The 25939-nt window shown below is 72.9% G+C and carries 25 protein-coding genes; 9 read left to right on the top strand and 16 right to left on the bottom strand.

Annotated features, from left to right (window positions below):
• Nucleotides 1–76 precede the first annotated feature (76 nt).
• From ACIQM0_RS17275 to ACIQM0_RS17265, 3 genes are all read right to left on the bottom strand, one after another.
• The gene (locus ACIQM0_RS17275; RefSeq protein WP_401287122.1) at nt 77–1351 is read right to left on the bottom strand and encodes an HRDC domain-containing protein; all 1275 of its coding nucleotides are present in this window, start codon (nt 1349–1351) and stop codon (nt 77–79) included.
• A 115-nt stretch (nt 1352–1466) separates the two neighbouring features.
• Nucleotides 1467–2129 carry a response regulator transcription factor gene (locus tag ACIQM0_RS17270; RefSeq protein ID WP_024488613.1) on the bottom strand — a complete coding sequence of 221 codons (663 nt, stop codon included), beginning with the start codon at nt 2127–2129 and terminating at the stop codon, nt 1467–1469.
• A gap of 237 nt (nt 2130–2366) precedes the next feature.
• Nucleotides 2367–3026: a DUF3000 domain-containing protein gene (locus ACIQM0_RS17265; RefSeq protein WP_363026302.1), complete on the bottom strand. Its 660-nt coding sequence runs from the start codon at nt 3024–3026 to the stop codon at nt 2367–2369.
• A gap of 91 nt (nt 3027–3117) precedes the next feature.
• Here ACIQM0_RS17265 and hemE point away from each other — a divergent pair, with 91 nt between their 5' ends.
• A complete protein-coding gene (gene hemE / locus ACIQM0_RS17260) occupies nt 3118–4191 on the top strand; it encodes a uroporphyrinogen decarboxylase (protein ID WP_401287119.1) in 1074 nt (357 codons plus the stop codon).
• A gap of 22 nt (nt 4192–4213) precedes the next feature.
• Here hemE and ACIQM0_RS17255 read toward each other — a convergent pair whose 3' ends face one another.
• Both ACIQM0_RS17255 and ACIQM0_RS17250 read right to left on the bottom strand, forming a co-directional pair.
• Nucleotides 4214–5596 (bottom strand): FAD-dependent oxidoreductase, encoded by a 1383-nt coding sequence (locus ACIQM0_RS17255; protein WP_401287116.1) that lies wholly within the window; start codon nt 5594–5596, stop codon nt 4214–4216.
• Between the two features lie 82 nt (nt 5597–5678).
• Entirely contained in the window at nt 5679–6620 is a 942-nt protein-coding gene (locus ACIQM0_RS17250) for a DUF4349 domain-containing protein (RefSeq protein WP_401287113.1), read from the bottom strand.
• A 127-nt stretch (nt 6621–6747) separates the two neighbouring features.
• Between ACIQM0_RS17250 and hemG the strand changes: the two genes are divergently transcribed.
• The gene (gene hemG / locus ACIQM0_RS17245; RefSeq protein ID WP_401287111.1) at nt 6748–8277 is read left to right on the top strand and encodes a protoporphyrinogen oxidase; all 1530 of its coding nucleotides are present in this window, start codon (nt 6748–6750) and stop codon (nt 8275–8277) included.
• Between the two features lie 4 nt (nt 8278–8281).
• Nucleotides 8282–9016, top strand: a complete 735-nt coding sequence (gene hemQ / locus ACIQM0_RS17240) for a hydrogen peroxide-dependent heme synthase (protein ID WP_401287110.1) — start codon at nt 8282–8284, stop codon at nt 9014–9016.
• Between the two features lie 203 nt (nt 9017–9219).
• On the opposite strand, the gene ACIQM0_RS17235 is transcribed toward hemQ, so the two are convergent.
• From ACIQM0_RS17235 to ACIQM0_RS17220, 4 genes are all read right to left on the bottom strand, one after another.
• A complete protein-coding gene (locus tag ACIQM0_RS17235; RefSeq protein ID WP_401287107.1) occupies nt 9220–10254 on the bottom strand; it encodes a TIGR04222 domain-containing membrane protein in 1035 nt (344 codons plus the stop codon).
• 5 nt (nt 10255–10259) lie between these two features.
• Nucleotides 10260–11582 (bottom strand): DUF692 domain-containing protein, encoded by a 1323-nt coding sequence (locus ACIQM0_RS17230; RefSeq protein WP_401287104.1) that lies wholly within the window; start codon nt 11580–11582, stop codon nt 10260–10262.
• Nucleotides 11583–11726: 144 nt separating this feature from the next.
• Complete coding sequence (locus ACIQM0_RS17225) at nt 11727–12848, bottom strand: serine hydrolase domain-containing protein (protein ID WP_401287102.1); 1122 nt, start codon at nt 12846–12848, stop codon at nt 11727–11729.
• A gap of 228 nt (nt 12849–13076) precedes the next feature.
• The gene (locus ACIQM0_RS17220) at nt 13077–13844 is read right to left on the bottom strand and encodes a peptidyl-tRNA hydrolase (protein ID WP_401287099.1); all 768 of its coding nucleotides are present in this window, start codon (nt 13842–13844) and stop codon (nt 13077–13079) included.
• A gap of 71 nt (nt 13845–13915) precedes the next feature.
• Between ACIQM0_RS17220 and ACIQM0_RS17215 the strand changes: the two genes are divergently transcribed.
• Complete coding sequence (locus ACIQM0_RS17215; RefSeq protein WP_362954866.1) at nt 13916–14593, top strand: AIM24 family protein; 678 nt, start codon at nt 13916–13918, stop codon at nt 14591–14593.
• Nucleotides 14594–14799: 206 nt separating this feature from the next.
• Complete coding sequence (locus ACIQM0_RS17210) at nt 14800–14979, top strand: hypothetical protein (protein ID WP_401287096.1); 180 nt, start codon at nt 14800–14802, stop codon at nt 14977–14979.
• Nucleotides 14980–15000: 21 nt separating this feature from the next.
• Here the strand turns inward: ACIQM0_RS17210 and ACIQM0_RS17205 are convergent, their stop codons facing one another.
• From ACIQM0_RS17205 to zapE, 4 genes are all read right to left on the bottom strand, one after another.
• Complete coding sequence (locus ACIQM0_RS17205; RefSeq protein ID WP_401287094.1) at nt 15001–15882, bottom strand: polysaccharide deacetylase family protein; 882 nt, start codon at nt 15880–15882, stop codon at nt 15001–15003.
• 141 nt (nt 15883–16023) lie between these two features.
• A complete protein-coding gene (locus ACIQM0_RS17200; RefSeq protein ID WP_401287091.1) occupies nt 16024–17403 on the bottom strand; it encodes an alkaline phosphatase PhoX in 1380 nt (459 codons plus the stop codon).
• 138 nt (nt 17404–17541) lie between these two features.
• A complete protein-coding gene (locus tag ACIQM0_RS17195; protein ID WP_124285482.1) occupies nt 17542–17967 on the bottom strand; it encodes an OsmC family protein in 426 nt (141 codons plus the stop codon).
• Nucleotides 17968–18051: 84 nt separating this feature from the next.
• Nucleotides 18052–19143, bottom strand: coding sequence for a cell division protein ZapE (gene zapE / locus ACIQM0_RS17190; RefSeq protein WP_401287088.1), 1092 nt, complete (start codon nt 19141–19143; stop codon nt 18052–18054).
• 35 nt (nt 19144–19178) lie between these two features.
• On the opposite strand from zapE, the gene ACIQM0_RS17185 reads away from it, so the two are divergent.
• From ACIQM0_RS17185 to msrB, 4 genes are all read left to right on the top strand, one after another.
• Nucleotides 19179–19943 (top strand): pyrimidine reductase family protein, encoded by a 765-nt coding sequence (locus ACIQM0_RS17185; RefSeq protein ID WP_362954859.1) that lies wholly within the window; start codon nt 19179–19181, stop codon nt 19941–19943.
• A 147-nt stretch (nt 19944–20090) separates the two neighbouring features.
• Nucleotides 20091–20543 carry an indole-3-glycerol phosphate synthase gene (locus ACIQM0_RS17180; protein ID WP_363026355.1) on the top strand — a complete coding sequence of 151 codons (453 nt, stop codon included), beginning with the start codon at nt 20091–20093 and terminating at the stop codon, nt 20541–20543.
• A gap of 41 nt (nt 20544–20584) precedes the next feature.
• Nucleotides 20585–21979, top strand: coding sequence for a UDP-N-acetylmuramate--L-alanine ligase (murC, locus tag ACIQM0_RS17175; protein WP_401287085.1), 1395 nt, complete (start codon nt 20585–20587; stop codon nt 21977–21979).
• Between the two features lie 10 nt (nt 21980–21989).
• On the top strand, nt 21990–22394 hold the full coding sequence (gene msrB, locus ACIQM0_RS17170) for a peptide-methionine (R)-S-oxide reductase MsrB (protein ID WP_362954854.1): 405 nt from the start codon (nt 21990–21992) through the stop codon (nt 22392–22394).
• Nucleotides 22395–22433: 39 nt separating this feature from the next.
• On the opposite strand, the gene ACIQM0_RS17165 is transcribed toward msrB, so the two are convergent.
• From ACIQM0_RS17165 to ACIQM0_RS17155, 3 genes are all read right to left on the bottom strand, one after another.
• Entirely contained in the window at nt 22434–22895 is a 462-nt protein-coding gene (locus tag ACIQM0_RS17165) for a hypothetical protein (RefSeq protein ID WP_385036695.1), read from the bottom strand.
• Between the two features lie 125 nt (nt 22896–23020).
• The gene (locus tag ACIQM0_RS17160) at nt 23021–25474 is read right to left on the bottom strand and encodes a GTPase-associated protein 1-related protein (RefSeq protein WP_401287081.1); all 2454 of its coding nucleotides are present in this window, start codon (nt 25472–25474) and stop codon (nt 23021–23023) included.
• A 186-nt stretch (nt 25475–25660) separates the two neighbouring features.
• Nucleotides 25661–25909, bottom strand: a complete 249-nt coding sequence (locus ACIQM0_RS17155) for a hypothetical protein (protein ID WP_401287078.1) — start codon at nt 25907–25909, stop codon at nt 25661–25663.
• Nucleotides 25910–25939: the final 30 nt, after the last annotated feature.

Here is a 25939-nt window from a genome sequence, read left to right as displayed (position 1 = left end):
CCGAGCCATGGAACACAGAGTGAGCGCCGAAAAGGCCGCGCAACCTGGCGTGAATACGCCCCTGTCCGATGCCTTTTCAGGCCTCCGGAGTCAGTGCGTCGACCAGTAGAGGGGTCACCTGTTCGATCTGCCAGTGCCGTGCGCCGTATCCGGCGAGGGCGTTCTCGACCGCGTCAGGCGTCGGATCCTTCGGCGGTTCCCAGCACACCCGGCGCACGGTGTCCGGCGTGATCAGGTTCTCCTGGGGCATGTGCAGCCGCTCCGCGAGCTCGGACACCGCGGCGCGGGCGGCCGAGAGGCGTGCTGCCGCGACCGGGTCCTTGTCCGCCCAGGCGCGCGGCGGCGGTGGGCCCGTGAGCGGCTGACCGGGCTGCGGGAGCTCCGTGTCGGGCAGTTCCTTCGCCCGCTCGACGGCGGCCTGCCACTGCTCCAGCTGACGCCGGCCCATGCGGTGGCCGAAGCCGGGCAGCGCGGTCAGCGCCTGGAGACTGGCCGGCACCGCGAGCGCGGCCTCGATGATCGCGGCGTCGCCGAGCACCTTGCCGGGCGAGATGTCGCGGCGCCGGGCGACCTGGTCGCGGGTGTTCCACAGCTCCCGTACGACCGCCATCTGGCGGCGGCGGCGGACCTTGTGCATCCCGGAGGTGCGGCGCCACGGGTCCTGGCGCGGGGGAGCGGGCGGCGCCGCGGCGATGGCGGCGAACTCCTCCCGCGCCCACTCCAGCTTGCCCTGCCGGTCGAGCTCCTCCTCCAGGGCGTTGCGCAGATCGATCAGCAGCTCGACGTCGAGAGCCGCGTAGCGCAGCCAGGGGTCGGGCAGCGGCCGGGTGGACCAGTCGACCGCGGAGTGCCCCTTCTCCAGCGAGTAGCCGAGCACGCTCTCGACCATCGCGCCGAGGCCGACCCGCGGGAAGCCCGCGAGACGGCCGGCCAGCTCGGTGTCGAAGAGCCCGGTCGGGGTCATCCCTATCTCGCGCAGACAGGGCAGGTCCTGGGTCGCGGCGTGCAGGATCCACTCCGCTCCGTGCAGCGCCTCGCCCAGCCCGGACAGGTCGGGGCAGCCGACCGGGTCGATCAGCGCACTGCCCGCGCCCTCGCGGCGCAGCTGCACGAGATAGGCGCGCTGCCCGTAGCGGTAGCCGGAGGCGCGCTCGGCGTCGACGGCCACCGGTCCGGAGCCCGCGGCGAAGGCCGCGATCACCCCGGCCAGGGCATCGTCGGAGGCCACCACCGGTGGAATGCCCTCGCGAGGTTCGAGCAAGGGGATCGGCGCCGGGGCGACGTCGTCCGGGGGGGCGCCCCCGGTGGTTCGCAGTGAAGTGTCTGCTGCGGTCTCTTGGGCGTCGGTCACGTGTCAAGGGTATCTGTGTATGTACGGCGCCCGTCGACGGAACGTTCCGTCGACGGGCGCCGATGCACGTAAACCAGCCGGATCCGCATTTCTGCACACCGGCGGGGGTGTGGAATCAGTGGATGATGCCCGTTCGCAGGGCCACGGCGACCATTCCTGCGCGGTCTCCGGTGCCGAGCTTGCGGGCGATTCGGGCGAGGTGGCTCTTGACGGTCAGGGCGGAGAGCCCCATGGAGACGCCGATGGCCTTGTTGGACTGCCCTTCGGCGACGAGCCGGAGAACCTCCACCTCGCGGCCGGACAGTTCGCGGTAGCCGCCCGGGTGGCTCGGGGTGCCGGGAGGACGGCGGTGCATACGGGCGGCATTGGCGCCGATGGGAGCGACGCCGGGACGGGTGGGGTGGCCGATGTTGGTACGGGTGCCGGTGACGACATAGCCCTTGACGCCGCCCGCGAGGGCGTTGCGTACAGCGCCGATGTCATCGGCGGCGGAGAGGGCGAGGCCGTTCGGCCAGCCGGCGGCTCGGGTTTCGGACAGCAGGGTCAGCCCGGAACCGTCGGGCAGGTGGACGTCGGCTACGCAGATGTCGCGCGGGTTGCCGACGCGGGGGCGGGCCTCCGCGATGGACGACGCCTCGATGACGTCACGTACTCCGAGTGCCCACAGATGGCGGGTGACGGTGGAACGGACGCGCGGGTCGGCCACGACGACCATGGCCGTCGGCTTGTTCGGGCGGTAGGCGACCAGGCTTGCGGGCTGCTCGAGGAGAACGGACACCAGGCCTCCTGGGGAGTGGCGGGACGGGCCGGCTCGGGGATGAAGCCGGGGCGAACCGTGCTTGAAGGGTCACTGACCTCTTCGGCACCGGACGCCCGCTCCTTTAGAGAAAGATCACGATTTGGTGAGTAACAATTCGGGCAAATAGGACACATACTCGATTGTACGAAAAGAGAGCCGGTGTCTGTGCGAGGTTTATGACGCGGTGTCACGGAACGCGGAGGAGGGGTCCCGCCCCTACGAAACCTGCGGCCCGCGCCGCTGCGGCAGCGTCACCACCGCCGCGTCGGCCGCGCCCGAGGGCGGCAGCCCGGCGATCTGGCACAGCAGGTCGCCCCACGCCATCAGGTGCGCCGCCGTGTCCGGCACCCCGCCGCGCCCCTCGCGGGGCGTCCAGGACGCCCGGATCTCGATCTGGGTCGCCGGACGCCGCGCCCCCAGCGCACCGAAGTAGTGCGAACCGGCCCGGGTGACCGTGCCGCCCGCCTCCCCGTAACTGAGACCGCGCGCCTCCAGCGCCCCGGTCAGCCACGACCAGCACACCTCGGGGAGCAGTGGGTCGGAGGCCATCTCCGGCTCCAGTTCGGCGCGGACGAGGGTCACCAGCCGGAACGCGCCCTGCCAGGCCTCGTGCCCGGCCGGGTCGTGGAGCAGGACGAGCCTGCCGTCGGCGAGATCGTCCTCGCCGTCGACGACGGCCGCCTCCAGCGCGTACGCGTGCGGAGCCAGGCGCTTCGGCGGCCGCGTCGGCTCCACCTCCAGTTCTGGGCGGAGCCGCGCCGAGCGCAGCGCGTCCACCGCCGAACGGAACGCGGGCGGGACGGAACCACCCTCCGCACTGTCAGTGCTGTCAGTGCTGTCGGATTGATCGGAGAAGTGTCCCTGAGCCGGAGCCATGCGGGGAAGAGTAGGCGGAACCGGAGCCTCGTGCAGGGAGGGACACCCGTTGGGGCCGGGCTCCTTCCGCGTGCGTGCGAAGATTCTGTGCGTGAGCGCTATTGACCGCCCCTCGGGCCACCAGACGAAGACCTCCGCCACCCATGACTCGGTGTTCCTGAAGGCGTGCCGGCGCGAGCCCGTGCCGCACACGCCGGTCTGGTTCATGCGCCAGGCGGGGCGCTCGCTGCCCGAGTACCTGAAGGTGCGCGAAGGCATCCCGATGCTCGAGTCCTGCACCATGCCCGAGCTCGTCGCCGAGATCACGATGCAGCCCGTCCGCCGGCACAAGGTCGACGCCGCGGTCTACTACAGCGACATCGTCGTCCCCCTCAAGGCGATCGGCATCGACCTCGACATCAAGCCCGGCGTCGGACCGGTGATCGCCGAGCCGATCCGCACCCGCGCCGACCTGGCCCGGCTGCGCGACCTCACCCCCGAGGACGTCCAGTACGTCACCGAGGCCATCGGCCTGCTCACCGCCGAGCTGGGGCCCACCCCGCTGATCGGCTTCGCGGGCGCCCCGTTCACGCTCGCCAGCTACCTCGTGGAGGGCGGCCCGTCCCGCAACCACGAGCACACCAAGGCCCTGATGTACGGCGACCCGGAGCTCTGGGCCGATCTGCTCGACCGCCTCGCCGAGATCACCGGCGCCTTCCTCAAGGTCCAGATCGAGGCCGGTGCCTCCGCCGTGCAGCTCTTCGACTCCTGGGTGGGCGCGCTGGCCCCCGCCGACTACCGCCGCTCTGTGCTGCCCGCCTCCGCGAAGGTCTTCGACGCCGTCGCGTCGTACGGAGTGCCGCGCATCCACTTCGGTGTCGGCACCGGCGAGCTCCTCGGCCTCATGGGCGAGGCCGGCGCGGACGTCGTCGGCGTCGACTGGCGGGTCCCGATGGACGAGGCCGCGCGCCGCGTCGGCCCCGGCAAGGCGCTCCAGGGCAACCTCGACCCCGCGGTCCTGTTCGCCCCGACCGAGGTGGTGGAGGCCAAGACCCAGGAGGTGCTGGACGCGGCCGCCGGGCTCGAGGGCCACATCTTCAACCTGGGCCACGGCGTGATGCCGGCGATGGCCCCGGACGCGCTGACCCGCCTCGTCGAGTACGTGCACACGAGCACCGCCCGCTGACCGGCCGGAAGGCGGGCACCGCTCAGGCGGTGCCCGCCTTCCGCAGGGCCGTCACCGTCTTGCGGGCCGCCACCAGCACCGGGTCCCAGACCGGCGAGAACGGTGGGGCGTAGCCGAGGTCCAGGGCCGTCATCTGCTCGACCGTCATCCCGGCGGTGAGCGCCACCGCCGCGACGTCCACCCGCTTCGCCGCCCCGTCCCGGCCCACGATCTGCACGCCCAGCAGCCGACCCGTGCGGTACTCCGCGAGCATCTTCACCGTCATCGGCTGCGCCCCCGGGTAGTAGCCCGCCCGGCCCGTCGACTCGATCGTCGCCGTGACGAACCGAAGCCCCACCGCGCGGGCGTCCTTCTCACGGAGCCCGGTGCGGGCGATCTCCAGATCGCACACCTTGCTCACCGCCGTGCCCACCACCCCGGGGAACGTCCCGTAGCCGCCGCCGACGTTGGACCCGATGATCTGGCCGTGCTTGTTGGCGTGGGTGCCCAGCGCGATGTGCCGGGTGCGGTGCGCCACCAGGTCGAGCACCTCGACGCAGTCGCCGCCCGCCCAGATGTTGTCGTGGCCGACGACCCGCATCGACAGGTCGGTGAGCAGCCCGCCGTGCGGACCGACCGGCAGGCCGACGGCGCGGGCCAGCGCCGTCTCCGGCTCGACGCCGATGCCGAGCACCACCACATCCGCCGGGTACGAGGCCTCGGCGGTCTCCACGGCGCTCACCCGGCCGTCCGGCCCGGTCCGGATCGCGGTGACCGCGGCCCGGTTCACCGTGGTGATGCCGAGACCGTCCATCGCGTCATGGACCAGGCGCCCCATGTCGGGGTCGAGCGTCGCCATCGGCTGCTCGCCGCGGTTGAGCACGGTCACCTCGAAGCCGCGCTTCAGCATCGCCTCCGCCATCTCGACCCCGATGTACCCGGCGCCGACGACGACCGCGCGCCGGCCCGCGGCCCGGTCCAGCGAGTCCAGCAGCGCCTGCCCGTCGTCCAGGGTCTGCACCCCGTGCACCCCGGCCGCGTCCATGCCGGGCAGCGCCGGACGCACCGGCCTGGCCCCCGTCGCGATCACCAGCTTGTCGAAACCCGTCCAGGACGTCTCGCCGGAGTCCCGGTCCAGGGTGTGCACCCGCTGCCCGGCGACATCGATCTCCGTCACCTCGGTGCGCGTCCGCAGATCGATGTCCCTGGCCCGGTGCTCCTCGGGGCCGCGCGCGATCAGGTCGTCGCGCCGCTCGACGTCACCGCCGACCCAGTACGGGATGCCGCACGCGGAGTACGAGGTGAAGTGGCCCCGCTCGAAGGCGGTGATGCTCAGCTCGTCCGGACCCTTGAGCCGCCGCGCCTGTGACGCGGCGGACATGCCCGCCGCGTCACCACCGATGACCACCAGTCGTTCCGCCGTCATGCCAGTCCCTTCGCTACCCCGTCCGAAGGCCCACGCTACGGCGCCACGGCTCCCAGCGGCGCCGTGGCGCCCCCGGGACGGCTCAGCCGCCGTCCGGCCCCGCCTTCCCGCCGCGGCGCCGCAGCAGCCGCCACAGGACCAGCACGACGGCGGCCACGGCCAGGAACGGAGCCGCGGCCCCCACCGCCATCGCGAGCCACCGCACCATCGTCACGAACGCGTGCCAGCCGCCGCCCACGGCGTCCAGGAACCCCGGACCGTCCTCGTCGTCCGTGTCCTCGTCGTCCGCCGGCTCCGAGAGGTCGAGCGTGATCGTGGCCAGCGTGGTGCGGTCCTTCAGCGAGGCCTGCTGGGCCAGCAGCGACTCGAGCTCCGACTGGCGGTTGCTCAGTTCGCCCTCCAGCGTCACCACATCGGTCAGCGCGTCGGCCCGGTCCATCAGCTTGCGCACCCGCGCCACACTCGTGCGCTGGGTGGCGATCCGGCTCTCCACGTCGACGACCTGATCGGTGACGTCCTTGGCGGCCGACGTCCGGAAGAGCAGCTTGCCCGTGCCCGAGAGGTCCCCCAGCACCCGGTCGTACTCGCCCTGCGGTACGCGCAGCACCAGGTGCGAGGAGTCGTGGGTGTCGTCGACCCGCTCGGTCTTCTCGTCGGCGACCAGCCCGCCCGCCGCCTCCGCGGTCGCACGCGCGGCGGCCGCTGCCTTCGGCGCGCTCTTCACCTCGACCGAGAGCGAGGCGGTACGGATGACATGAGCGGTGGTCAGCGGGTTCGGCTTCTTCGCCGCCGCCGAACCGCCCGCCCGCTGCTTCGTGTCCCCGGCGGCGGCGTCCAACTTGTCCTGCCGGGCCGGGGCGGCCGCCCCCTTGTCGGCGCTCGCTCCGGAGCCGTCGTCGGCCGCGCCGCAGCCGCTCAACGCCAGCACGGCGGTGAGCAGTCCGGCGGCGAGAGCGGTGTGCGTGCGGCGGGCTGCCGGACGGCCCGGACGTCTCCCGGTACGCGTGGATGGTGCTGCCTGCATAACTGTCCCCCCAGGACGGGTGATTGATGGTGCCGGTTCGACGTACGGGGGTCCGGTCCGGGTTTCGCGATACCGGTTTCGAAGTGGTCACGGTCAGGACTCGGATGAGGTTTGAGAGAGTGGGGGCATGCAGCGTTCAGCAAACCGCGCGGACAGGGCCACGGGACACGTCGTCGTCATCGGCGGCGGCATCGCCGGACTCGCGGCCGCCCACCGGCTTCTCGGCACCGGGCTGCGGGTCACCCTCCTGGAGGCGACCGACCGGCTCGGCGGCAAACTCAGGACCGGCGAGGTCGCCGGCGTCCAGGTCGACCTCGGCGCCGAATCGATGCTCGCCCGCCGCCCGGAGGCGGTCGGCCTGGCACGGGCCGTCGGCCTCGGGGACCGGCTCCAGCCGCCCGCCACGGCCACCGCCTCCCTGTGGACGCGCGACGCACTGCGCCCCATGCCCAAGGGCCACGTGATGGGCGTACCGGGCGACCCGGCGGCGCTCGGTGAGGTGCTCTCGCCCGAGGGACTCGCCCGGATCGCCCAGGAGCGCGACCTCACCCCGACCGCGGTCGGCGACGACGTCGCGGTCGGCGCGTACGTGGCCGACCGGCTCGGCCGCGAGGTCGTCGACCGGCTGGTGGAGCCGCTGCTCGGCGGGGTGTACGCGGGTGACGCCTACCGGATCTCGATGCGCGCCGCCGTACCGCAGCTCTTCGAGGTCGCCCGGCGGGGCGGCTCACTCCTCGACGGCGTGACCCGCATCCAGGAACAGGCCGCCGCCCGGCAGCAGACCGGGCCGGTCTTCCAGGGCATCGAGGGCGGCATCGGCACCCTCCCGGACGCGGTCGCCGGCGCCGTGCGCGCCGGAGGCGGCGAGATCCTCACCGAGACCCCGGTGCTCGGGCTGACCCGTACCGCCTCCGGCTGGGACGTGCGCACCGACACCCGGGTGATCGCCGCCGACGGCATCGTCCTCGCCGCCCCCGCCTGGTCCGCCTCCACCCTGCTCGCCGCCGAGTCCCCGGCCGCGTCCGCCGAGCTCGCGGGCGTCGAGTACGCCTCGATGGCCCTGATCACCATGGCCTTCCGGCGCTCCGACGTGACCGCCGCCGGAACGCTCGAAGGACGCTCCGGCTTCCTGGTGCCCCCGGTCGACGGCCGCACCATCAAGGCCGCCACCTTCTCCAGCCAGAAGTGGCAGTGGGTCGCCGACGCGGCCCCCGACCTGTTCCTCCTGCGGACCTCGGTCGGCCGGTACGGTGAGGAGGACCACCTGCACCGCGAGGACGCGGAACTCGTCGACGTCTCGCTGCGCGATCTCGCGGCGGCGACCGGACTGGCCGCCGAGCCCGTCGCCACCGAGGTCACCCGGTGGATCGGCGGACTGCCCCAGTACCCCGTCGGCCACCTCGGCCGGGTCGCCCGGATCCGCGAGGAGGTCGCCAAGCTGCCCGCGCTGCGGGTCTGCGGCGCGGTCTACGACGGGGTCGGCATCCCCGCCTGCATCGCGAGCGCCCACCGGGCCGCGGACGAGATCGTCCGCGACGTCGCCGGGGAGAGCGGCGCGGGCACGGGTGACAGCGGCGCGGGCACGGGGAAGATCGCGGGGGAGATCATCGCCACTCCCACCCTGGTTCAGGGCACAGGGAGCGAGGCGGGACAATAGCCGTATGAGCGCTCCTGAGACTGTGACATCAAGCAAGGGCCCCAACGCCGGCAAGAAGGCGAAGGACCTCAACGACGTCGTCCGCTACACGCTGTGGTCCGTCTTCAAGCTTCGCGACGTGCTGCCCGCCGACACGGACCGTGTCCTGTACTCCGACGAGGTCCAGGAGCTGTTCGACCAGCTCGCGATCAAGGACGTCACCGTCCGCGGCACGTACGACGTCTCCGGGCTGCGCGCCGACGCCGACCTCATGATCTGGTGGCACGCCGAGACGGCGGAGGCCCTCCAGGAGGCGTACAACCTCTTCCGGCGCACCCGGCTGGGCAGGGGCCTCGACCCGGTTTGGTCGAACATGGCGCTGCACCGCCCCGCCGAGTTCAACAAGTCGCACGTCCCGGCGTTCCTCGCCGACGAGACGCCGCGCGACTTCATCAGCGTGTACCCCTTCGTGCGCTCCTACGACTGGTACCTGCTGCCCGACGAGGACCGTCGCCGGATGCTCGCCGACCACGGCAAGATGGCCCGCGGCTTCCCCGACGTGCGCGCCAACACCGTCGCCTCCTTCTCCCTCGGCGACTACGAATGGGTGCTGGCCTTCGAGGCCGACGAACTGCACCGCATCGTCGACCTGATGCGTCACCTGCGGGCCTCCGAGGCGCGGATGCACGTCCGCGAGGAGGTTCCCTTCTTCACCGGCCGGCGCAAGTCGGTCGCAGACCTGGTGGCCGGACTCGCGTAGCGAGCGGGTTCAGACCACCCCAACCCGGAAGATCAGACGGCGGGCACCGCGGCACTGTGTGCCGGCCGCCGTTCCAGCGACACCGGGTTCGGCTCCTGGTGCGGCGCGCAGCCTGCGCGCCGCACCGTTGTCGTTCTACGGGCCGGTCACCCGGCCCCACGCCCCGCCGACGTGTCTCCGCCCGACGGACTCCCGGGCACGGCTCATGAGCTGCTGCCGCAGCTCGACCCGGATGATCCGCAGCTCGACCCGCCGCCGCAGCTGGACCCCGAGCCGCAGCTCGATCCGGACGATCCGCAGCTCGACCCGGAGCCCGAACCGCAACTGGACCCCGACCCGGACCCGGACCCGCAGCCGCCACCCCCGCCGTGGTGCCCGGACGAGCTGCCGCACCCGCCACCGCCCGGGGCCGTACCGGCACACCACACCGCCGCCATGAGCAACGCGTCTGAGGAGCCCGAGGAGTGGTGCGACGACGTGGACGGCAGGGCCGGCCTCGTCCGGGACGCCATGAACAGATGCCTCCGCAGCTCGGGATCGGGCAGGGCCCGCGGCCCGAAGACCGCCACCAGATGGGCCGGATCGGTCCGCGACGCGTTGGCGGTGCGGTATTCCGCGGCGGCTCTGCGGCCCGCCTTGGTGACCCGGGCGCGGGCGCCGGCCGCGCAGACGAAACCGATGACGGCCCCGGCGAGAAGCGCCGGGAACACCTTCGGGAAGAACGGGAAGGCCGACGCGGTGCCGTAGTCGTCCGCCATGAACTGATGGATGGTCAGGGCGACGGCGACCGGGACTCCCAGCAGGCAGAGCAGCCCCTGCGCCATGCCCCGGCGGACTCGGGTCCGGTTCGCCCCGGGCGCGGCCAGCAGACCGCGTGACGCCAGCCCGTCGCCGATCTCCTGCACCGCGGCATGGCGCATCGCCGCCGCCCGCAGGGTGGACAGCGCACCGTTCGAGGCCGCGGCCTGCTCCTGGAGCACGACCCGCTCCACCGGGTCGTGGGCGTCCGGCCGTTGGACCGCGACGATGCCGGGCCCGCCGATGACCAGCCGGCCGTCCGCCTGCATCGCGGCGAGCGCCGCGTCCACGACCCGGCCGGGCCCGCCGTTCAGGAAGGCCACCTCGAAGAGGTCGTGGACGGGGCCGCCCGGCCCGCGCCCCGCACGGCGGGCCGCCGTGATCAGCAGCGTCGAGGAGACCGCGACGGCGATGGTCAGCAGCAGGGCCAGGGCGTTCATCCCGGTCACCTTCCCGCGAGTACGGATCGGGCGGCCCGCGCCAGCCGGGTGGTGCGGCGCGGCGGACGCGGAGCGGCCCGGTCCTGCCACCAGTGGGTCAGCCGGCGGCGGGCCGCGCTGTCCTCGGGGCGGCCCGCGACGAGCAGCTGCTCGGCGAAGTCCAGCGCGTCGCGCCGGTAACCGGCCGACATCGGGCGGGCCTTGGCGTACGCGAGGAACGCTCCCCGGTAGGCCTGCCCCAGGATCTGCGGGAGCTCGGGTGCCACCTTGGCGACGACGTCGGCGCGCTTGGCGGCCAGCGCCCGGCTCTGGATGCCGAGCCGGCGGTGGTCGAAGCCCTCCGGGACGGGGGTGCCGGCGACCAGGGCGGAGAGCAGCGAGGTCTGCGCCATCGCGACCCGGTCGCGGACGGCGTCGGTGTCCACCGGTCCTCCGGTCCGCCCGGTGCCTTCGGGCGGTTCGGCGCGCGGGGGCGCTTCCCGGGGCACCGGCCGCGTCGCACGGCCCCGGCCCGCGTCGAGTGTGGCGCGGATCGTGTCCAGCTCGCCCGCCAGCTCGGCGGCCGGCGGGAAGTCGTCGTCGCGTTCCAGCAGGACCCCGGGCGGGCTGACCCGGGAGCGCAGTTCGGCCAGGACGGCGAGGACCGGTTCGGTGACCGGGTGGGCGTGCGTGTCGTGCCAGACGCCGTCCTTCTCGACGCCGCCCGCCACGTGCACGTACGCGATGGCCTCCACCGGCAGTTCGTCCAGGGCCCTGGACGGGTCCTCGCCCCGGTTGACGTGGTTGGTGTGCAGGTTGGCCACGTCGATGAGCAGCCGGACCCCGGTGCGCTCGACCAGCTCGGCCAGGAACTGCCCCTCGGTCAGCTCCTCGTCCGGCCAGGAGATCAGTGCCGCGATGTTCTCCAGGGCCAGCGGCACAGGAAGCGAGTCCTGCGCGATCCGCACGTTCTCGCACAGCACGTCCAGCGCGGCCCAGGTGCGCGGCACGGGCAGCAGGTGCCCCGCCTCCAGCGCGGGCGACGCGGTGCGCGGCCCTCCCGCCCGTACGAACGCGATGTGCTCGGTCACCAGCGGCGTGCCCAGCAGCGCGGCCCGCGCCGCGAGGCCGGCGAGCCGGCCGGGGTCGGGGCGGTCGGCCCCGCCGAGCCCGAGCGAGACGCCGTGCGGCACCACGGTGACGCCACGCTCCCTCAGCCGCGTCAGGGAGGCGGGCAGGTGGTCGTCGCAGAGGTTCTCCGCCACCGCCTCCACCCAGTCGATCCCCGGCAGTGCCTCCACCGCGTCGGCGATCTCCGGCCGCCAGCCGATACCGATACCCAGCTTCATCGAGTCCCCCTCGTCCCACTCCGTGCAGGGGTCATGGCCCCGGCACACGGCGGTGAATCCGAAGAGGGGGACGTTCAGAGGTTGATTTGAGGTTCCCTGCGTCCGCCGCACGCCGTCCCGGCTCGCGGCAGACGCAGGGCCGGGTCACCGGGCGTGCGAGGCGGTGCGGTCAGCGCACAAGGCCGTGTCCACGACACCCTCGACCCGCTTCATGGCGGTCGGATCGGTCGGCTGGACGGTCACCGCGACATGGGCGGCGCGGCCGTCGGCGGTGACCCCGCCCCGGGTCTCGTATCCCGGGAAACTGCCGCCGTGACCCCAGTAGACCCCGCCGCACGACAGCGGCATGCGGACGAGCCCCAGTCCGTAGCGGGCGCCGGAGCCGAAGTACTCGGCGGGGACGGTGGTGCGCATCTGGGCGAGCTGGGCCGCCGGGAGGAGGCGGCCGGTCAGGAGCGCGGTGAAGAACCGGTTGAGGTCGGAGTTGGTGGAGATCATCTGACCTGCCGCCCAGGCCCAGGAGGAGTCCATCTCCGTGACGTCGCTCAGGGGCGCGGCTGCCGAGTCCCTGTCGTAGCCCTTGGGGTGGGGTTCCCGGATGGTCGTCTCACCGCGGGCGGGGAAGTAGGTGTGGCGCAGCCCGACGCGGGTGATGACGCGCCGGTCCAGCTCCTCGGCCAGGGGCCGGCCGGTGACCTTCTGGACGATCAGGCCGGCCAGCACGTAGTTCGTGTTGCTGTACTCCCACTCCGTCCCGGGCGCGAAGTGCGCCTCGTGCCGGAGCGCGATGTCGACGAGCTCGCGGGGGTCGAAGTCCCGCGGCTGGAGGTCGTAGTCGGTGTAGTTGGGAAGTCCGCTGGTGTGCTGCAGGAGCTGACGGACGGTGATGCGGCGTCCGTCGATCCCCTCCCCGCGCACCAGGCCCGGCAGATAGGTGTCGACCGGGGCGTCGAGGCGGATCCTCCCCTCACCGACCAGTTGCAGCACGACCACGGAGGTGAACACCTTGGTGTTGCTGCCGATCCGCACCTGCCCGTCGTCGGGGACCTTCGAGCCGGTGGCCAGGTCGCCGACCCCCGCTGTGTAGGTACGGGTGCGGCCCTCGCGGCCCTTGACACTCGCCAGCGCGGCGGGCATGCCGTCCGCGCGCACCAGCGCGTCCAGCCCCTGCTGGACGGTGACCGGCCGGGCGGCGGCGGAGGCCGCGGGCGGCACCAGGAAACCCATCGCCATGACGCCCACGGTCAGCGCGGCGGCGGCCGGCACGGCTCTGCTCCGACCGCCCCGCGGCCGCCCGGAAGAACGAGACCTTTTCCATGCCTGCGTACGCACGAGCCAACTCCTACGGAATAGTGGGAAACCAGCACGGTGTGCCGGGCCCAGCATTTCCGGTGGAGGCCGCACGGCGCGATCCTGCTGGCCGCCCGTTCCGGCGGGGGCTACCCCCCCGGTGCCGCTCAGCCGATGGGGAACGGGACGGAGGCGGAACCCGCGCTACGGCTGTCGCAGGGGCGGAAGGGAACCGACGCGGTGGGCGCCCTCGGCCACCACGGTCTTCCCGGGGGCGATCTCGGTGAATCCGGCATCCTCCACCACCGGCATTCCGCTCACCGTGAGTTCCCGCCAGCGGTCCGCCCCCGCGGTGGCGACGGAGAGCGGGAAACCCGCCTCGCGCCATGCCGCGCGCTCCGGCTCCGACAGCTCCCACCAGGCGAGCTGTGCCCCGTGCCCGACCTGTGCCATCTCCTTGCCCGCGGACATGTCGAGCTCCGGGTTCAGCCAGAGGACCGGCCCGGTGGGGTCGGGCGCGGCAGGCGGCTCGGGGTCGTCCAGCTCCGTCCCCGAGACCTGGAGCTTGGCCAGCTCCTTGGGCCAGCCGTCCAGCGGCACCGGCGGGAAGACCCGGACCTCGGCGCTCTCGCCCGTGACCGTGATCCCGGGCAGTGCGCAGGCCTTGCGCCACTCCGCGCCGCGCGCCCGCCGCACCACCTTGCGGATCCGGGCGTCCTGCCAGTCCCGCATCGCCTGCGCCCACTCGCCCTCGCCGAGCGACCGCTCGTCGGAGAGCATCACCAGCACCGCGCGGGCGGCCGTGCGCAGCGCGTCGGTGCGGGCCGGGGGAGCCGCCTTCTCGATGTGGACCACCAGCGGGAGCACGTACTGCTGTGCTTCGTCCCGGTTCGTCCGCTCGGGACGGAAGGGGCTGTCCGCAGGCAGGCCGGCGGTCTCGGACGGGGACGCGGGGGTGTCGTTGCTGCTCACCCGTCCAGTCTGCCAGCCGCCCGGAAACCGGCTCTTGGCGGAATGAATCCCTCCGGGTGAGGATGCACCGCATGAAGAGCGATCTATTCTCCAGCGAGCACATGGCGGAGCAGGCAACCGCCCCCGGAATGACCCTGCAGAACACCAAATCGATCAAGTACGCGGTCAGCGGCGAGATGCACGCACGCCAGGGATCGATGATCGCCTTCCGGGGCGATCTCCAGTTCGAGCGCAAGGGCCAGGGGCTCGGCGGACTGCTCAAGCGTGCCGTCACCGGCGAGGGCCTGCCGCTGATGGCGGTGCGCGGGCAGGGCGAGGCGTGGTTCGCGCACGAGGCGGCCAACTGCTTCATCGTGGAGATGGAGCAGGGCGACGTCCTCACCATCAACGGCCGCAACGTCCTGTGCTTCGACTCCACGCTCGCCTACGAGATCAAGACCGTGAAGGGCGCCGGGATGACCGGCGGCGGCCTCTTCAACAGCGTCTTCACCGGGTACGGGAAGCTCGGCCTGATGTGCGAGGGGAACCCCATCGTGATCCCCGTCACGCCGCAGCAGCCGGTGTGCGTCGACACGGACGCGGTCGTCGGCTGGAGCGCCCACCTCACCACGTCGCTGCACCGCTCGCAGAGCGTCGGCTCGATGCTGCGCGGCGGTTCGGGCGAGGCCGTCCAACTGCGGCTGGACGGCGAGGGGTTCGTGATCGTACGTCCCAGCGAGGTCAAGCCCGAGAAGGCGTCCGCCAACTGAGTACGGACGTCCTGCGGCTGCGGGGAGTGGGCCGGCGGTACGGCCTCGCCGGACCATGGGTGCCGCGCGGGGTCGACCTCGGCCTGTCCGCGCGAGCCCTCGTCCGGATCGAGGGGGCCACCGGCCGGTGCTGCACCCGGCCGGTGCTGCACCGTCGCGCTCGCCTGCAAGCTCACGTCCGTACGCGGCTGAGTAGGCTCGTACCCATGGACCAGGGAGTGCGTGAAGGTGTGAACGAGAGCGTGGACCAGTCGGACTCCGGGCCCCCGTTCGCGGAGTGCGTGCTGTGCCGGAAGCCGACCGAGTACCCGGAATCGGTCAAGGGGAGCACGCTCTGCCCGGTCTGTGAATGGCAGGAGGCCCAGCGCTCGGCCTGCTCGGGCTGACGCGTCGGGCCCGAGCGGTGCTCAGCCGCGCACCAGGTCGGACACCTTCACGAAGCGGTAGCCGCGCTTCCGCAGCTCCGGCACCACCTGGCCGACCGCCTGATCGGTGACGGGCGCCGCGCTGCGGGTGCAGTGCATGACGACCAGCGAACCGGGCTTCACCCCGTCGAGCGTCTGCTCCGCCACCGCGTCCGCGTCCGTCGCGAAGGCGTCGCCGCTGACGACGTCCCACTGCACCGCCGTCACCTTCTCCGCCGCGAGCGCGCGCAGCGAGGCGTCGTCGTAGCAGCCGCCGGGGAAGCGGAAGTACGGCACCACGTTGCGGGCGCCGGTCTTCCGGATCGCGCCGAAGGCCCGCTCCACCTCGCCGCGGATCGCTTCCTTCCCCAGGGTCGGCAGCCCGTAGCAGGGCGACGTGAAGGCGTAGTGGCTGTACGAGTGGTTGGCGATCTCGAAGAGCGGGTCCGTGCCGATGGAGCGGGCCTGCGAGGGGTACTCCTCGGCCCAGCGGCCGGTCATGAAGACCGTCGCGGGCACCTTCAGCCGGCGCAGCAGGGCGATCAGCTGCGGGTTGTCGAAGCGCTCGCCCCCGGCCGCGCGCGGCCCCTCGTCGGCCGTCATGTCGGCGTCGAAGGTGAGCGCGACGACCTTGTCGGCGCCCTTCGGCCCGCGAGTGAGGACGCGGGCCGGGCCGACGGGGCCCGGGGCCATGTGGGGCGGCCTGCTCGCGGCGGGGGACGCGCTCGACGCGGCTCCGGAGGGAGTCGCGGAGGCGGCCGCGGGTCTGTCGCCGGAGGAGCCCGCGGGGCCTCCGGCGCCACCCGTGCCACCGGAGGCCCCGGAGCTTCCGCAGGCGGCGAGTGCGCCTCCGAGCACCACGCCCAGAACGGTCAGGGTCGTCATTTTCCGTACGTAAGTTGTCATTATCGGAAAATAGCTGATCAACCGTCACTGATTGCCCTGCGGCGCTCCTGCGCCGTGCGGCGGCCCCCGGACGGCGGGTGGATGCGGCCACCCGCCGTCCGGGGCGGCGGCCTCAGCGGCTCAGTGCCACGGCCCCGTCACCGCGAACGTCGTCCCGGGCGTGTAGCAGTTCATGAACATCGTCCGCCGGTCCGGGGCGAACGTGACCCCGGCGAACTCGCCCCACTCCGGCTTCTCGGGCGTTCCGATGTTCTGCCGGCCGCGTGCCATCGCGTACACCTCACCCCGCCTGGTCAGGCCGAACACGTGCTGGGCGCCGCCGCCGTCCTCGCACACCATCAGACCGCCGTCGGAGGCCAGACAGATGTTGTCCGGGGACTCGCCGGGCAGCTGGATGTCCGTGCCGGGTCCGAAGACGATGACCAGCGTCAGCCGGCGCCGCCGCGGCTCGTACCGCCAGACCTGGCCGAAGTGGTCGGCCGCCGATCCCTCGGAGCTGTGCGCGAAGCTGGAGACGAAGTAGACGCACGACCCGCCCCAGTAACAGCCCTCCAGCTTCTGGCCGTGGGTGATCCCCCGCGGCCCGAAGTCCTGGAACCGGACGGGGGTCCCGGCGGCCTGCGGATCCGGTACGGGGACCCACTCGATGCCCTCGAAGCCCGTCCCGGTCTCCTGGACCGCGGAGAGGTCGGGGACGCCCGGCACCCGCATGGCCTCCAGCTGTCCGCCGGCCCGGAGCGAGCCGGTGCCGCCGAGCGGCTTCTCCGGCAGGAAGCGGTAGAAGAGCCCGAAGGGCTTGTCGAACGCGTCCTCGGTCTCGTACACGATGCCGTTGTGCGGGTCGATCGCGATGGCCTCGTGCTGGAAGCGGCCCATCGCGGTCAGCGGCACGGCTCCGGTGCGGCGCGGGTCGGCGCCGTCCACCTCGAAGATGTAGCCGTGGTCCTTGGTGTAGCCGTTGGTGCCGGCCCTGTCCTCGGTCTCCTCGCAGGTCAGCCAGGTGTCCCAAGGGGTTCGCCCGCCCGCGCAGTTGACCGCGGTACCGGCGATGGCGACGCGTTCGCCGCGTACGCGGTTCTCGCCGTCGAGCTCCAGGGCCGTGCAGCCGCCCTTGCCCATCGGGTCGTAGGTGAGGCCCTCGACGGTCGGGACGGCGAGCGCCGCGTCGACGCGGTTCTCGTGGTTGCGCACCAGCCGGACGTGTCCGCGGCGGCCCGCGAACGCGGCCATGCCGTCGCAGTGGCTGGGGACCGGGCCCTCGCCGGAGCGGAGCGGGTCTCCCTCGCGGGACAGCACCCGGTAGCGGAAACCCTCCGGCAGATCGAGCAGTCCGTCGGGATCGGGCACCAGCGGGCCGTAGCCGCCGTGCCCGTGGGCGGCGGCGGTACCCGCGAAGAGTTCGGTGAACACCCCGGCGAAGGCGACCGAGGCGACGGCGGCGCCGGTGCCTGCCAGGACCTGACGTCGTGTCGCGGGCTGTGGTGCTGCTGCGGATGACATGAGGCAACTTCCTGTGGGGGACAGGAGCAGTGACCCGCACGTGTGTACCACGCGCAATACCGCGCGGAAACCATGCGGGCCACCGGCCTCATCTGTGTCTCATACGTGCCCCGGGCCGTGCGCGGCCCGGCGGGCGGCTCAGGCGAGCGACGCGGTGAGCGTGATCGTCGTGCCCGTCAGAGCCTGGCTGACCGGGCAGTTCGCCTTCGCGTCCTCGGCCGCCTTGACGAAGCCCGCCTCGTCGAGACCGGGCACCTCGCCCTCGACGGTGAGGTGGATACCGGTGATACCGGTACCCGGCTGGAAGGTGACCTCGGCCTGGGTGTTCAGCCGGGTGGGCGGGGTGCCGGCCGTGGCCAGACCGTTGGAGAGCGCCATCGAGAAGCAGCTCGAGTGGGCCGCGGCGATGAGCTCCTCCGGGCTGGTCTTGCCGTTCGCCTTCTCCGCGCGGGAGGGCCAGGAGACCGGGTACTCCCCGATCCCCGAGGAATCGAGGGTGACGACGCCCTTGCCCTCGATCAGGTTGCCTTCCCAGACCGTGTGCGCCTGACGCGTGGTAGCCATGCTGGATCCCTTCAAACGGAATGCGCGGTTGTACGGGAGTGGCGGGGCACTCCGTCGTGCCCGGCCGGTGTCACGCCCCCGAACCTACTGCCCCACCAGTTCCTTTGCGTCACGCGCCAGTGCCGTCAGCCGCGAGATTGCCCGGAAGTACTTCTTCCGGTACCCGCCGTTCAGCATCTCCTCGCTGAACAGCCGGTCGAACGGCAGCCCGGAGGCGAGGACCGGGACCTCCCGGTCGTACAGCCGGTCCGCGAGCACCACGAGCCGCAGCGCGGTCGACTGGTCCGGCACCGGCTGTACCTCGGTGAGGCACACGGCCCGCAGACCGTCCGTCAGCGCCCCGTACCGGCTCGGATGGACCCGCGCCAGATGGTCGAGCAGCGCGGGGAAGTCGTCGAGACTGGCGCCCTCGGTCGCGTACGCGGCCCGGGTGACCTGCTCCTCGGAGAACGGCGGCGGGGCGTCGGGCAGACCGCGGTGCCGGTAGTCCTCGCCGTCGATGCGCAGCGGGCGGAAGTGCGCGGACAGCCCCTGGATCTCCCGCAGGAAGTCGGCCGAGGCGAACCGGCCCTCGCCGAGCTTGCCCGGCAGCGTGTTGGAGGTCGCGGCGAGCGCCACCCCCGCCTCGACCAGCCGGCTCAGCAGCGAGGAGACCAGCACCGTGTCGCCCGGGTCGTCGAGCTCGAACTCGTCGATGCACAGCAGCCGGTGCCCGCTCAGCGTGCGTACGGTCTGCTGGAAGCCGAGCGCGCCCACCAGGTTGGTCAGCTCGACGAAGGTGCCGAAGGCCTTCAGGGAGGGCGCGGCGGGCGTGGCGTGCCAGAGCGAGGCGAGCAGATGGGTCTTGCCGACCCCGTAGCCGCCGTCGAGGTAGACACCGCGCGGCGCGCGGGGCGGCTCGGCCTTCTTGCCGAACCACTTGCGCTTCCGCTCACCGCTGGCGTGCGCCCCGCCGAGCCCGGCGGCGAAGTCACCGAGGACCTTGACGGCCTCGGTCTGGCTCGGCTGGTTGGGGTCGGGGACGTACGTATCGAAGCGCACCGAGTCGAAGCGCGGCGGCGGCACCATCTCGGCGACCAGCCGGTCGGCGGGGACGCGCGGTTCGAGGGCGCACAGGGACAGCGGGGCCGTTTCGGCTATGGGGCCGGGCCCCGGCACGGCAGTGAAGGACGACACAACTCCCCAGCTTAGGCCGTGCCAGACTGCGGAACATGCGACGCCTGTTCCCTGTGACCGACCTGACAGCGGCCGACGACCGAGGTGAGTGGAGCCTCGACGCTCTCGCCGACGCCTACGCCTACCCCGACACGGACGGCTCCTGGCTGCGCGCCAACATGGTGTCGACGCTCGACGGGGCCGCCCAGCACGACGGCCGCTCGCAGCCGATCTCCTGCGCGAGCGACATGCGGATCTTCGGCACGCTGCGGGGTCTCGCGGACGTGGTGATCGCGGGCGCGCAGACGGTACGGCTGGAGGGTTACCGGCCCGCCCGCGCCAGGGAGGCCTTCGCGGCCCGGCGGGCGGCGGCCGGCCAGGGGCCCGCCCCGGCGGTCGCCGTGGTGAGTGGCAGTCTGGACCTGGACTTCTCGCTGCCGCTCTTCGTCTCGCCGCTGGTCCCGACGCTGGTGCTGACCGGCGCGGGCGCGCCCCCGGACCGGATCGCGGCGGCCCGCGCGGCGGGTGCGGAGGTGGTGATCGCGGGGGAGGGGTCCCGGGTGGACCCCGCCAGAGCCGTACGGGAGCTGGCCGACCGGGGGCTCAAGCGGCTGCTGACGGAGGGCGGGCCCCGGCTGCTCGGTCAGTTCGTCGCGGCGGGCGTGCTGGACGAGATGTGTCTGACGCTGGCGCCGATGCTGACGGCCGGGGACGCCCAGCGGATCGCGGGCGGTCCGTCGGTGGCGGTGCCGGAACGATTCGCCCTTGCGGCGGTGCTGGAGGAGGCCGGGTTTCTCTTCTCTCGATACCGTCGAATCTGACAATCAGCGGAATATGTCGTTCCGGTTAGCGTTCGGTGGGCAGAATGGAACGCGGACCCCGTGCGAGCACGGGGAAGGATGGTTTCAGCAGTGGCCGGCGACGGTCACTGAAGCAGAAGGGCGCCTGTGGTGTTCACCAGCGTTTTGATGATCGAGAAGGCCCTCACTTCCGAGGACGTCGAGTTCGTCACCACCCTGCACGGGGAGGAGCAGATCTCCTTCGTCGTGCTGATGCAGCCACGTGGCGACCAGGCGGATGTGCTGTTGCGGGCCATCGACGACCTGGCGATGGGCGAACTGAAGGAAGCGGCCCGTGAGAGCGAGGAACCGGAGGGCAAGAACGCCAGGGCCTCCGCCGAACTCGCCCTCGAAGTGTCCCTGGAGGCCCTGCGGCAGTCGGGCTCCGAGGCCGTCGGGCAGGTGATCGAGACCCACCCCCTGGACAAGCTCACCTCCGTGGTCCAGGACTCGGAAGCGGACGAGGTCATCGTGCTGACCGCGCCGCACTACGTCGAGGAGTTCTTCCACCGCGACTGGGCGTCCCGGGCCCGGCACAAGGTCGGCGTACCGGTGCTCAAGCTCTTCGCGCACAGCGAATAGGCTGGGAGGCCCCACCCGTACCGACCCTGGGAGACACACGCATGGCACCCGGTATTCCTGCCGCCATGGAACGGCCGCACTTCATCGGCATCGGCGGCGCCGGAATGTCGGGCATCGCGAAGATCCTCACCAGGCGCGGCGCGAAGGTCGCGGGCAGCGACTCCAAGGAGTCCGCCACCGCGGAGGCCCTGCGCACGCTGGGGGCGACCGTCCACATCGGGCACGCCGCCGGGCATCTGGCGGACGACGCCACCTGTGTGGTCGTCTCCAGTGCCATCCGCGCCGACAACCCGGAGCTGGTGCGCGCCGGTGATCTCTCGATCCCCGTCGTGCACCGCTCCGACGCGCTCGCCTCGCTGATGGAGGGGCTGCGGGCCATCGCCGTCGCGGGCACCCACGGCAAGACGACCACCACGTCGATGCTGGCCGTCGCCCTGACCGAACTGGGCCTCGACCCCTCGTACGCGATCGGCGGCGACCTGGCGGGACCCGGCACCAACGCCACACACGGCGAGGGCGCGATCTTCGTCGCCGAGGCCGACGAGAGCGACCGCAGCTTCCAGAAGTACGACCCCGAGGTCGCGATCGTCCTCAACGTCGAGCTGGACCACCACGCGAACTACGCCTCGATGGACGAGATCTACGACTCCTTCGAGACCTTCGTCGGCAAGGTCGTCCCCGACGGCACCCTGGTCGTCTCCGCCGACCAGTCCGGCGCCGTCGAGCTGACCCGCCGGGTGCGCGACCAGTCCGCGCTCAAGGTCGTCACCTACGGCGAGGCCGCGGACGCCGACGTACGTGTCCACAAGATCACCCAGCGCGGCCTGACCAGCGAGGTCACGGTCGTCCTCAACGGGAAGTACCTCACCTTCACCGTCTCCGTCCCCGGCCGCCACTACGCGCTCAACGCGGTGGCCGCCCTCGCCGCCGGCGTCGCCCTCGGCATCCCGGCGCACAACCTGGCCTCGGCCCTCGGCAAGTACACCGGGGTCAAGCGCCGCCTCCAGCTCAAGGGCGAGGCGGCCGGCGTCCAGGTCATCGACAGCTACGCGCACCACCCCACCGAGATGACCGCCGACCTCGAAGCGATGCGCGGCGCCGCCTCCGACGCCCGCCTCCTGGTCGTCTTCCAGCCCCACCTCTTCTCCCGCACCCAGGAGCTCGGCACCGAGATGGGCCAGGCCCTCGCGCTGGCCGACGCCTCCGTGGTGCTGGACATCTACCCGGCCCGCGAGGACCCGATCCCCGGCGTCACCAGCACCCTGATCATCGACGCCGCACGGGCCGCGGGCGCCGATGTCACCGCCGTCCACGACAAGGCGGCGGTCCCCGGGGCCGTCGCGGGAATGGCGAAGCCCGGCGATCTCGTTCTCACCATGGGGGCGGGCGATGTCACGGACCTCGGCCCGCAGATCCTGGACCACCTGTCGAGCTGAGGGAGCCACCGTGCCGTACGACATCGACAAGCCGGACGAGGAGTGGCGGGCGGAGCTGTCCCCCGCCGAGTACGCGGTGCTGCGCCAGGCCGGCACCGAGCCCGCCTTCGTCGGCGAGTACACCGACACCAGGACGACGGGTGTCTACTCCTGCCGCGCCTGTGACGCGGAGCTGTTCCGCTCCGACACCAAATTCGAGTCGCACTGCGGCTGGCCGTCCTTCTACGACCCGAAGGACACCGACGCGGTCGAACTCGTCCAGGACCGCGCCCACGGCATGGTCCGCACCGAGGTCCGCTGCGCCCGCTGCGGCTCGCACCTGGGCCACGTCTTCGAGGGCGAGGGCTACCCGACCCCGACGGACCAGCGGTACTGCATCAACTCGATCTCACTGCGGCTGACCCCCGACGCCTGACGCCGGGGCCCCGCCACGAGGAGGACTGACGCGCCCGCGTCAGTCCTCCTCCGGCGTCTCGGGCTTCAGCAGCGGGTGCACCACACCGGGGAAGACCCGGGCCCGCACGACCTCCTCGGCCGAACCGCCCTGGATCACCGTCTCCGCCACGCCCCAGGGCCGCCCCGGCAGCTCGACGAGCAGTGTGTACGAGGCCGGGCAGCCGGTGCACTCGTACCGGTCGACCCAGGTCTCCACCTCCGTGGCGCTTCCCGGGTACCGCGCCACGTGCCGGTGCCGGGCGTGGCACCGCTCGCACGTCTCGCCCGGCTCGCACGTACCGCCGCACGGGCACGGCAGGTCGAGGGACTCGGCGGGGCGCCAGCGCTGGACGAGGACGGCCTCACGCGTGGCGCCCATGTCCTTCATCGCCTTGAGATTGCGGGCGGCCACGTTGTACGACTCACCGGTCGCGGCCATCCGGTCCCGGATCACGTCCTTGCGCCCGCGGTTCGTCGTCATCTTGTTCCTCCTGGGGGTTCACGCAGCCCGCCAGGAGGCCCACGAGATCGGTAAGCACCAAGGTACCCGGCGGCGCGCACGACCCGCGACACACGCGGGCGCGGAACGGGGCGGGGGGTGCCGGTTCAGCCGCGCCGGACGCGGCCCGCGAGCCGCCTGCCCAGCCGGCCCAGGGTGCCCTGGCTCCGGCGGTTCCAGTCCCGGAAGGCCTCCGCCCGGCCGCTGCTGCCGGAGCGCCCGACGGCCTCCTCGACGGCCGCCACCCCCTCGGCGGGCAGCGCGCGCACCGCGGGGCGCAGCACCTCCTCCAGCAGGGCGGCGGTGGTCCGGCTCCATTCCGCCCCCGCGTGCGGGTGGGCCGTCCACACGGCGAAGCAGCCGGCCGCGTAGCCGGGGTCGGCCGCCAGCCTGGCCCCCACGTCGGGGCCGTGCGCGGCCCGGTCGTACGCGGCGATGAGATCCGCGTCGCCGCTGTGCGCGAGGGCGTACAGCTCGGCCTCCGGCCCGTCCGGGGCGAGCAGCCGGGCTGCCAGGGCGCCGAACGCGTGGCCGAGCACCCCCGGCTCCACCGGCTCCGCGCCCGGCCGCAGGGCGCGGACCCGCTCCGCCCAGTCCGGCTCCGCGGACCCGGACCGCAGCTCGCGGGCGAACTCCAGAAGGAGCAGGGCTGCGCGCGCCCGGCCCCCGATCTCCTGCGGGAAGCCGCGCAGCAGGTCGTGGGCGAGCTCGGGCGCCTCCTCGTCGTCGGCGGGGGCGTTCAGCGCCGCGGCGACCAGGTGCGACCAGGTGCCGGCCGTCCGGTGCGCGTCCGATGTCGCGGCCTCCAGGAGCAGCCGGGCCTCGCCCACCGTGGGAGCGCTCTCCTCCCACACCAGGCCCACCGCGGTCCGCAGCACCAGCGGCTCCGCGAACGGCGACATCCCGGCGGCCCGCAGCACCCGCTGGACCGCGCCCATCCGGTCGGCGCCGCAGCCCGCCTTGGCCTCGGGCGCCTCCGCGCACATCCGCAGGTGCGGCAGCAGCTGCGTACCGGTGAACGGCAGCGCCACCCGGCCGAGCAGCCGTTCCGCCCCGGCGGGGTCCTCCGGCGCGATCCGGTCCAGTGCGCCGAGCAGTGCCGTACGGACGTCGAACTGCTCGTCCATCAGCTCCAGCAGCGCGGGTGCCCAGCCCGGTGCGTCCTGCGGGTCCGCGAGGAGGGCGGGTGCCAGCCGCCGTACGACGCCGGGCAGCAGCTCCGCGTAGTCCATGCCGAGCAGCCGAGCCACCCGCAGCAACTGCACGGTCCGGGCCACGTCCAGCCCGACCCCCGCGCCGCTCAGCTCGGTCAGGATCTCCGGGCCCAGCACCGCGGCGACGGCCGCGCCCTCCGGACCGCTGAAGGCCGTGCGGCCGGGCAGCTCCACGGAGCCGTTCCCGCCGCGTACCGCCTCTGTCACCAGCATCGCGGCCAGCGGGGCGGTGGTCGCCGCGGGGGAGCGGCCGTCCAGTGCGGCGAACAGCCGCCCCGCGGCGTCGAATTCGGCTCCGGTGCGGTCGTCGACGCCCGCCGCGGTCAGCGCGTCGACCAGTTGCCGGGTCCGCTTCGCGTCCAGTGCGTAGGGCCGCTCCGCGGCCCAGCCGGCGGCGGCGGCCCGCTCGTTCGGCCCCAGCGCGATGCCCGCGCACAGGGCGGTCACGGCCACCGGCCCGGCGGCGAACGGCTCCCCGGGCAGCTCGGCCGCCTCCCGGAACAGCTCCGGCGTACGGCTCCGCCAGATCCGGGCCGCGGTCTCCGCCCAGGCGTCGTCCACGGTCCCCTCCGGGCGCGGACCGGTGCAGGTGTGCACCCGGAGCCCGGGACCGGACAGCTCGTGCGTGTCCTGCGGCAGCGCACCGACGACGGCCTGCGGGGCCCGGTGCGGGTGGCGGGCGTACGTGGTGAAGGTCAGCCGCTCCGCGCTCTCCTGGGGCAGTACGGCCGCGGCCAGCGCGAGCCACCGGGCCACATCCGCGCTCTGCCGCTCGACGAGCACGACCTTCAGCGGCTCGGCCGTCTCGCTCAGCCGGCGCAGATCGGCCAGGACGCCCGCGAGCCAGGGGCCGCGGGAGACCGCGAAGTCGTTGAGCCCCTCGCGTTCACTCGTGCGGCCCGTGGTGACGGAGAGCGTGGTGACGGGATCGACCGCCGGCACCCGGTCCGGTGTCGCGGCGGCCCAGCGGGCCGACCGGCAGGCGGCGATCGGGAGCATTCCGCCCGGCAGCCGGGTGCCGGCGGGGAGGTGGACCGCGTGGGCGTGGAACCGCAGCGAGGACAGCTGGGCGGTGCGGACCGGCACGGTGCGGGCCAGCAGATGGCTGCCGTCGGACAGCACGCTGAAGCTCAGTGATTCGGGGAGGGCGCGCAGCGCGTTGTCCGTGACCTGCCGAGGGGTGCCGGCGGGCGGCTCGTACGCCAGGATCGGACCGGCCTCGGTCAGCGCGGACGCGGGTATCGCCGCGTCAACCGCGCTGAAACGGGCGGGTATCTCCGCGTCCTCGCCGCTTTCCGGTCCGTCCCCGGCCGTTGCGGAGGTGTAGTGCAACTGCGCGAGGCTCATGCGTTGGCTCTCTTCGTCCCTGCCATGAATGTCCCCTGCCACCCGCACCCGCCGTCCCGTGGTGGCAGCGCCGACCCGGCAGAGCGGCGACCCCGGCGGGGAGAGTTCCGCAGTCGCTGGGGCGACGCTATCAAGGACCCGCGTGCCCTTGCGGCGGGAAGCCCGAGCACGGGCGGTGAGGGGGCGTCACCTTCCCGCCCGGTGGTCCCGAAGCGCCCGTGCGATCAGGTCGTGGATCAGGAACTCTCCGGGCGCGCGGTTCTCCTTGAGGCGGTCGAGGCCGCCCAGGGTGAACCAGTCGTAGGCGGAGTGCTTGGACCATTCCAGGGCGGGGCTGCTCAAGTCGCCTTCGACCTCGACGAGATAGTCCGCCTCGTGACGCGGGCCCGCTCCGTCGTCGCCCGTCCACGTGCTGGTGCCGAGAGACCGCCGCACATGGCGCAGCCGCCAGCCGGTCTCCTCCTC

The sequence above is a fragment of the Streptomyces sp. NPDC091387 genome (genome assembly GCF_044756945.1).
GTDB lineage: Bacteria > Actinomycetota > Actinomycetes > Streptomycetales > Streptomycetaceae > Streptomyces.
The sequence above is the reverse complement of the archived record's forward strand: the minus strand, read 5'-3'. Positions and strand labels throughout refer to the sequence as shown.